This window comes from Streptomyces chengmaiensis, from assembly GCF_029846775.1.
Classification (GTDB): domain Bacteria; phylum Actinomycetota; class Actinomycetes; order Streptomycetales; family Streptomycetaceae; genus Streptomyces; species Streptomyces chengmaiensis.
The window spans coordinates 1-7,650 of sequence record NZ_JARWBG010000108.1; the positions used below are offsets into that span (position 1 = coordinate 1).

Annotated in this window: 8 protein-coding genes and 1 other RNA gene; 8 read left to right on the forward strand and 1 reads right to left on the reverse strand. The window is 67.9% G+C overall.

Going from position 1 to position 7,650, the window contains the following annotated elements; all coding sequences use genetic code 11:
* Positions 1–424 precede the first annotated feature (424 nt).
* The 6 genes from QCN29_RS36210 (at position 425) to QCN29_RS36235 (ending at position 3,620) form a co-directional block, all read left to right on the forward strand.
* Positions 425–877 (forward strand): hypothetical protein, encoded by a 453-nt coding sequence (locus tag QCN29_RS36210; protein WP_279933506.1) that lies wholly within the window; start codon positions 425–427, stop codon positions 875–877.
* Between the two features lie 456 nt (positions 878–1,333).
* A complete protein-coding gene (locus tag QCN29_RS36215; RefSeq protein ID WP_279933507.1) occupies positions 1,334–1,537 on the forward strand; it encodes a hypothetical protein in 204 nt (67 codons plus the stop codon).
* 180 nt (positions 1,538–1,717) lie between these two features.
* Positions 1,718–1,963, forward strand: coding sequence for a hypothetical protein (locus QCN29_RS36220; protein WP_279933508.1), 246 nt, complete (start codon positions 1,718–1,720; stop codon positions 1,961–1,963).
* The gene (locus tag QCN29_RS36225) at positions 1,932–2,456 is read left to right on the forward strand and encodes a DUF6879 family protein (protein ID WP_279933509.1); all 525 of its coding nucleotides are present in this window, start codon (positions 1,932–1,934) and stop codon (positions 2,454–2,456) included. Before QCN29_RS36220 ends, QCN29_RS36225 begins: the two co-directional genes overlap by 32 nt.
* Before the next feature lie 24 nt (positions 2,457–2,480).
* On the forward strand, positions 2,481–3,332 hold the full coding sequence (locus QCN29_RS36230) for a helix-turn-helix domain-containing protein (RefSeq protein WP_279933510.1): 852 nt from the start codon (positions 2,481–2,483) through the stop codon (positions 3,330–3,332).
* A gap of 90 nt (positions 3,333–3,422) precedes the next feature.
* On the forward strand, positions 3,423–3,620 hold the full coding sequence (locus tag QCN29_RS36235) for a hypothetical protein (RefSeq protein WP_279933511.1): 198 nt from the start codon (positions 3,423–3,425) through the stop codon (positions 3,618–3,620).
* A gap of 439 nt (positions 3,621–4,059) precedes the next feature.
* Here the strand turns inward: QCN29_RS36235 and QCN29_RS36240 are convergent, their stop codons facing one another.
* The gene (locus QCN29_RS36240) at positions 4,060–5,085 is read right to left on the reverse strand and encodes a tyrosine-type recombinase/integrase (RefSeq protein ID WP_279933512.1); all 1,026 of its coding nucleotides are present in this window, start codon (positions 5,083–5,085) and stop codon (positions 4,060–4,062) included.
* Between the two features lie 396 nt (positions 5,086–5,481).
* On the opposite strand from QCN29_RS36240, the gene ffs reads away from it, so the two are divergent.
* Positions 5,482–5,576, forward strand: an RNA gene (gene ffs, locus QCN29_RS36245) — signal recognition particle sRNA small type.
* Between the two features lie 85 nt (positions 5,577–5,661).
* Positions 5,662–7,650: DNA polymerase III subunit gamma and tau (locus QCN29_RS36250; RefSeq protein ID WP_279933513.1), on the forward strand; the 1,989-nt coding region annotated here is incomplete at its 3' end.

Consider the following 7,650-nt stretch of genomic DNA (forward strand, 5'->3'; position numbering starts at 1 on the left):
CCCGAAACAGGGAACATCACGCCAGTTCGAGCATGGTCGGCGGCACCGTCGATGTTCGGCGCCCCGGTGGGGAATCGTGAACACGCGGGTGGGGAATTACGTGGCGCTGATCATGCAGATCGTGGGGAATTACGTGACCGCCGACACGCACACCCAAGACGCTCTGCCCACAGGGGCACCCGTACGACGAGGAGAACACGTACGTCCACCCGCGCACAGGGTCAAAGCACTGCCGCGCGTGCAATAGGGAGCGGGTCCGTGCGCATTACCAGCGCACCTCTTCCGCACCCGCCAGCGCGTGAGCGAGTCGAGGCCATCGCTTGATAACGACTCTCCACGGAGTCCAGCCGTAGCCCTTCGGAGTGCTCGCCGTCTCTTGGGAGTGTCTGCCGTGTCAGCACGACGACGACCCGAGGAGCACACGATGACCAAGACCCGTTTCTCCCACGCACAGTGCGAGCACCCCAGCACGAAGGCCGCTCGCGCCAAGTGCCGCAAGGAGATGCGCGGCGAAGCCGTCGCGTCGGCTGCGAGCACGCCGAAGCCGGTTGCCGTCACGCCGACCAAGAAGAAGGACCCGCGCAAGGCTGCGACCGCTGTCCCGGCGAAGGTCGAGACGCCCGCCGACGAGACGACGCCCGAGAGCGCACCTGCCGTGCAGACCGAGACGGCTCCCGCTGCTGAGCCGGTCGAGATCACGCCCGACACCTGGCGCGACCACAAGGACAAGGCTGCCAGCGTCTACATCAACGGCGTTGCCGAGCCCTTCGCCGCCCAGTGCATCACTGGGTGGAGCATCAAGTTCCTCCAGTTCACCGACTCCGAGGGCAAGCGCCAGCGCATCCCCGCCAGCACGGTTGAGCGCGTCACCGTCTGACGTTCCACACCCAGCAGAGAAGGGCCCGACGCATCGAGCGTCAGGGCCCTTTCTCGCGGTCTAAGCGATGCTTACAGCGCTCGCCGGCATAGCCAAAAGCTCTGAGAGCGCGTCTAAAGAGATCGGTACGAGCGTGCGTGTCTTCTGTCGCTCTCGCTCTGTTGGGAGCCGAGAGACGCGATTCTGTCGCCCTAACGCACAACTCAGCTCGTGACGCTCGCTCGCAGTGCGCGCGAGACGTGAACTCATAAGCCGTGCATAACAGTTGTCCTAGGAGCTGGATTACAACTCTCCATGGAATCCAGGCGTGACCCTTCGGTTCGTCTCCCGTGCATTCCTAGGTTCGCCATGTCAGTTCAACTGAGCGAAAGCGAGAGCGACATGGGAAAGCACACCCGACGATTCCGCTACAGCCAGCGCGGCGGTAAGACCTACGTTTCGTGCACCGCGTGCGGGATGAATCTCGTACCCGCCCCGCGCACGTTCGAGGAAGACCCGATCTGCCGTGACTGCACCCCGCCGATGTCCCAGCGCCAGCACTTCGCCTGGCTCGTCGCGGGACTCGTGGCCGTGGAAGCCGTCGTGCTGGGCGCGGTGCTCGGGTTCGACGGCATCGCCACCGTCTACAGGGTGGTGTGGGACATGATCACGCCGTGGTGATGAGCGGCTGAGCGCAGACGGCAGAGAGCCCGAGCCAGGGTAAGTGGCTCGGGCTCTCGCATGGCCGAGTGTACGTTCCACACCCCCCGATCGCTGCTGGCTGTGCAGTCTTGACGACGCTCCGCAGCGCGGGCGACGCTCGTGCAACCAGACGCAACCGAGTGGTCAAGGAGCAACGTCATGGCTCTACTGTTCTTCGGCAAGGACCCGAACACGAACGGTGACGACTGCCCCACTGTGTGGGTAGACGACACGTCGGCAGACCTCGTGTTCCAGGGCTGGAAGGCCGACGACGCCACCGAAGCGGAATGCCTTACGGTCGGGCACATCCCCGACACCGAGGCAGTCATCCGCATCCCCGCGCGCATGGTGGCCCAGATCAGGAAGGCGTGTGATGAAGCCGAGCAGCGTTCCGCCGTTCAGTGAACTGATCCGCGACTGCCACCACTCGGCCGTGCACCTGGAGTTGCGCGACTCCTACGGCGTAGCCGCCGAGGCCGACGACTTCGCACTCTGGAAGTCCGCCGGTCGGATCACGCCCGAGTCGGTAGAGAGCCGCCGCCCCTGGCTCGACCTCGTGCGGGAAGCCGTCGGCCGTGGCGTCGTCATGCGCCGTGCTCGTGTCGTCTCCGTGCCGGTCAGTGAGTACATCCGGTACGAGCACGCGGGTACGTACCTCAACGTGGAGGCTGGCGAGTTGGTGCGCTGGCTGCCCCGTCGTGAGGCCGCGACGCTGGCACTGCCCGGCGCTGACTTCTGGCTCCTCGACGGTCGGCTGATCCGCTTCGGCCACTTCGCCGGGGACGGCGCGTCGGCAGGGCACGAACTCAACTCGGACCCGGACGTGATCAAGCTCTGTGCCGACGCGTTCGAGTCGGTCTGGGAACGCGCCACACCCCACGAGGAGTTCACGGTCTGACCCGCGCCAACACGTAGCCAGCCCATGCCCCAGTACCAGTCATCCAGCGTCGAGAACGCCCGCAAGGCGGTAGCCGCGCGGTTGCGCGAAACCCGCTTGGACGCCGGGCTGAAAGGGCATGAGCTGGCCGCGCGTTGCGGCTGGCACAAGTCCAAGGTCTCCCGCATCGAGAACGCGCGGACGCCACCCACTGACGCCGACATCCGCGAGTGGTGCACCGCGTGCGAAGCCGACGACCAGGCCGCCGACATCATCGCCGCGTCTCGTACGGCCGCCTCCATGTACATGGAGTGGAAGCGGCTACAGCGCACCGGCCTGCGTCGTCTCCAGGAGTCCCGTATCCCGCTGTACGAGCGGACCAAGCTGCACCGGGGCTACGCCTCGCACGTCGTGCCCGGCCTGTTCCAGACGCCCGCGTACGCCGCCGCTCTGCTGTCCACGATCCGCCGCTTCCACCATGCACCCGACGACATCACCGAGGCGGTAGACGCCCGCATGGCTCGTGCCCGCGTGCTGCACGAGTCCGGCCACCGGTTCGTGCTCTTGGTTGAGGAGTCGGTGTTGCGCTATCAGGTGGGCGACGCCGAAGCGATGGCAGGGCAGTTGGGACACCTGCTGTCGGTCATGTCACTGCCCGCCGTCTCCCTCGGCGTGATCCCCTTCTCCGCCCGCGAACGCGGTATGTGGACGCTGGAGGGCTTCAACATCTTCGATGACCAACGGGTCCATGTGGAACTTCTGACGGCTCAGGTCACCCTCACGGCTCCGGGCGAAGTGGCCATGTACGTACGGGCGTTCGCGGAGCTCCGGGAGATGGCCGTCTACGGGGCCGACGCTCGGGCGTGCGTGAGTGCCGCGCTGGATGCCCTGGGCTGAAACTCGCGTGCAACAACGTAGAACCCGCTCGGGGTCAGAGCGCCGATCTTCCTAGCGTTGTCGTGACACGGACGACGTGAAGGGGTCGGCATGAGCGAACCGCGAACGTACCCGAGTGCTCCGGTGGTGCTGCCGGACCGAACCAATGAGCTGGAGCCCACGCCCGTTGACGGCTGCCTCGGCTGTCTGGAGCTGGCGAAGGTTCGGGACTGGGCACGAGCGGGCGGCGACATGACCACGGTGACCGATTGCAACGTCCTGATGGCGCGGCACCCGGACGGTCACTGATGGCGACGGCTGCACCACCACGGCCCGTGAAGCCGAGAGCGAGCAAGCCGCGCGAGACGCCAGCGGTGCCCATGACCTACTGCGGCTACTGCGCCGGGTGGCGTGGCGTCTGGTGCCCTGACTGCGGCGGGTTCGCTGGCTGCGCCACCTGCCGCCACACGTTCAAGGTCCCGTGTCCCTCGTGCGCGGGCGGAGAGCTGGAGAAGTGGATACCGTGATCCGTCGATTCCTCGGGCGGATCGCGTGGCCGACGTGGTGTCTCGTCTCTGCCGCGACCTGTGGCTACCTGATCGTGGCCGCTGCGCGCGGCTCGTTATGACGACGCCGACGAGGGCGGGTGTGGAACGTCTCGATGGATGTCCCACACCCGCCCTCTGCTGCGAGCACTCCGTGAGAGCCGGGCTCGCCGGCGTGCGCTTAGCCGCTGGTCAGCGCTGGGTCAGTAACGGTCGCCCAGGTTGTGCACGGCATTGATCGCCCGCTGGCTTGCTGTGTCCTGGGCGTAGCGGCGGAGCATCGAGGCAGAGCGCCAGCCGCGAATGGCCATGACGTTCTCACCCGAGACGCCCGACGACAGGAGGTCGTCACACCAGCTATGGCAGAACGAGTGCGGGGCAACATGCTCCGCGTCGTACCCCGCCTGTTCCGCTCGCCGTTTGGTCATGCGGTGGAGACCCGCGTACAGGAGTCGAGAGCGGTTACGGGTGCCCAGCCACAGCCAGTCATCGGCGGCGCGCTTGTGCAGGGCACGGACCCGTAGGTACCGCTGGAGGGCTTTGATCGTGGACGGCTGCAAGGGGATAGGTCGTCCGTCCGTGCTGTTCCTGTTGCCCTTGAGTGGCACGACCACGAGCGTGGCCGACTGTAGATCCAGGTCGAACGTGCGGAGGCTCAGGATCTCCTCGGCGCGTAGTCCCTCGGTGAGTACGCGGAGAAGCGCATGGTCCCGTACCGTCTCGAAGTCTCGTCGGCTCGGTCCCCACGCTGTGATCTTGAGGCAGTCGGAGATGAACTCACGGGAGAGTGTCCGAGGCTTGCCCAGCTCCGGAGCTGCCCAGTTGTGCAGTCGCGGGTCCTTGAACGGGTTCGGGTGGTCGTACTCCTCGGCCAGGTAGTTGAACATGGCCCGGAGGTTCCGAGACTGGGTGTTCGTCCCGCCCGTGTACCCGCCTTTCCCGTCCTGGCTCTTGGGGACGTCGTACGTCTCGTACCACCAGCGGAGATGACGGTTCAGGACGTGCACGTCTACGCCCAGGAACGACAGTTCTGCCACACCCGCCGTGTGTGCGCTCGTGCCTGGTAGCGCCGTGACGTGCTCCGATGCGTGCTCGGACAGCCATCGGTCGAGGGACTTGGCGGAGTTGACGTAGGCATTGATCGTCTTCCGCTGGAAGGGACGACCCCGCCTGTTGTTCGTCGTGCTCAGGTGTAGCTCTAGCTCGGCGATGAGGGACGCTCCAGACACGCCCTGAACAGCGCTTAGGGGCGTTGCTGCGCTGAGCGCGTGTGAGCGTGCGCTCTCGTCAGTGCTGGCGCTCCGTGCGCGCTGTTGAGCGCGTAGCGGGCTCTTGCTTGCCATGGCCTATGACTCTCTGTGGTGGCCGCTAGACAAGTCGGAGCGTCTTACTCGTCTTGCCCAGCGGCGCCGGACAGTGATGTCACGCCCGACACAGAGAAGCCCCGAGCTGCATAAGTGCAGATCAGGGCAGTAATCGTGGTGTTCGCTGTGGGGGCTCCTGGCTCGCTCAATTTCCAAGCGTGCGCCCTAGGCCTCTAGGCGAATCCTCCGCCGGAAACATTACATGACCGAGAGGAGTGCTCGCGAACTCGATCCCCACCCGCACCTTCGGGTACTCTGTGCGGAGCCCCTCACGTGGCGCTATCTGACTGAACTCCCCCAGGGCCGGAAGGCAGCAAGGGTAGGTCGGCTCTGGCGGGTGCGTGGGGGGCCCTTGCGTTTGCGGGGGCGGCAGCCCGGGGCTTCGGGGCGGGGTCGCGGGAGCGGGGTCCGTTGTCGGTGGGGGCCGATAACCTCGTAGGCGTGTCGTCCCTCGCGCTGTACCGCCGCTATCGACCCGAGACCTTCGCCGAGGTCATCGGGCAGGAGCATGTCACCGACCCGCTGCAGCAGGCGCTGCGGAACAACCGGGTCAATCACGCGTACCTGTTCAGCGGGCCGCGCGGATGCGGCAAGACGACCAGCGCGCGCATCCTCGCCCGGTGTCTGAACTGTGAGCAGGGGCCCACGCCCAGCCCGTGCGGAGAGTGCCGCTCCTGTCTGGACCTGGCGCGGAACGGGCCGGGGTCGATCGATGTGATCGAGATCGACGCAGCATCCCACGGAGGTGTGGACGACGCTCGTGAGCTGCGGGAGAAGGCCTTCTTCGGGCCCGCGAGCAGCCGCTACAAGATCTACATCATCGATGAGGCCCACATGGTCACCCCGCAGGGCTTCAACGCCCTGCTGAAGGTGGTCGAGGAGCCGCCCGAGCATCTGAAGTTCATCTTCGCGACCACCGAGCCGGAGAAGGTGATCGGCACCATCCGGTCGCGTACGCACCACTATCCGTTCCGCCTCGTGCCCCCCGGCACCCTGCGGGACTATCTGGGCGAGGTGTGCGCCAAGGAGGGCATCCCCGTCGAGGACGGTGTGCTGCCCCTCGTCGTGCGCGCGGGCGCGGGGTCCGTGCGTGACTCGATGTCCGTCATGGACCAGCTGCTCGCGGGCGCGGCCGCGGACGGTGTGACGTATGCCATGGCCACCGCCCTGCTCGGATATACGGACGGCTCACTGCTCGACTCCGTCGTGGATGCCTTTGCGTCGGGTGACGGGGCGGCGGCCTTCGAGGTCGTTGACCGGGTCGTCGAGGGGGGCAACGACCCGCGGCGGTTCGTCGCCGACCTTCTGGAGCGGCTGCGGGACCTGGTGATCCTGGCTGCCGTACCGGACGCGGGCGACAAGGGGTTGATCGACGCTCCCGCCGATGTGGTGGAGCGGATGCAGGCGCAGGCTTCGGTGTTCGGGGCGGCCGAGCTGAGCCGGGCCGCCGATCTGGTCAACACCGGGCTGACGGAGATGCGCGGGGCGACCTCGCCGCGGCTGCAGCTCGAGCTGATCTGCGCCCGGGTGCTGCTGCCGGCAGCCTTCGACGACGAGCGTTCCGTGCAGGCCCGGCTGGACCGGCTGGAGCGCGGGGCCGCGCTCCAAGGACCCCCGGCCGCTGCGCCCGCGATGGGATACGTCCCCGGGCCCGAGGTCCAGGGGCATATGGCCCCGGCTCCTGCACAGGCTCCCGCGCCCCCAGCGTCTGCGCCGCAGCCTGCCCCCGTTCAGGTCCCCGCGCCTCAGGTCCCCGCGTCCCAGGCGCCCGCGTCTGCCCAGGCCGCTCCGGCGTCGGAGCCGACGCAGGCGCCGGGTTCCGGCGGGCCGCGTCCCGGTGCGTGGCCCACGGCCGCCGCCCCCGCAGGTCAGGGCGGCGAGGGCGGGCGTCGGCCCGGCGGCTGGCCCACAGCGGCGAAGCCCTCCGGGCAGGCCGCCCAGCCACAAGCCGTCGCGCCCCAGGCCCAGGCAGCCCAGGAGGCCCAGGCTCCGGCGTCGCAAGCCCAGCCTTCCGCGCAGGCCGCCGCCCAGGTGCGGAACATGTGGCCGGACATCCTGGAGGCCGTCAAGAACCGCCGGCGCTTCACGTGGATCCTCCTCAGCCAGAACGCCCAGGTCGCAGGGTTCGACGGCACCACGCTCCAGCTCGGCTTCATCAACGCCGGAGCGCGTGACAACTTCGCGAGCAGCGGCAGCGAGGAGGTGCTGCGACAGGCGCTCGCCGAGCAGTTCCATGTGCAGTGGAAGATCGAGGCGATCGTCGACCCCTCGGGCGGTTCGGGCGGCGGCCCGGGCGTCAGCCCGGCCGGGCAGGGCGGCCCGGGCGGCGGTTCGCCCCGTCCGCCCGCCCCCGGCGGCTACGGCGGCGGTTACGGCTCCGGGGGCCCCGGCGGCTACGGCAGCGCGGCGACGGCTCCCGCGCCCGCCTCG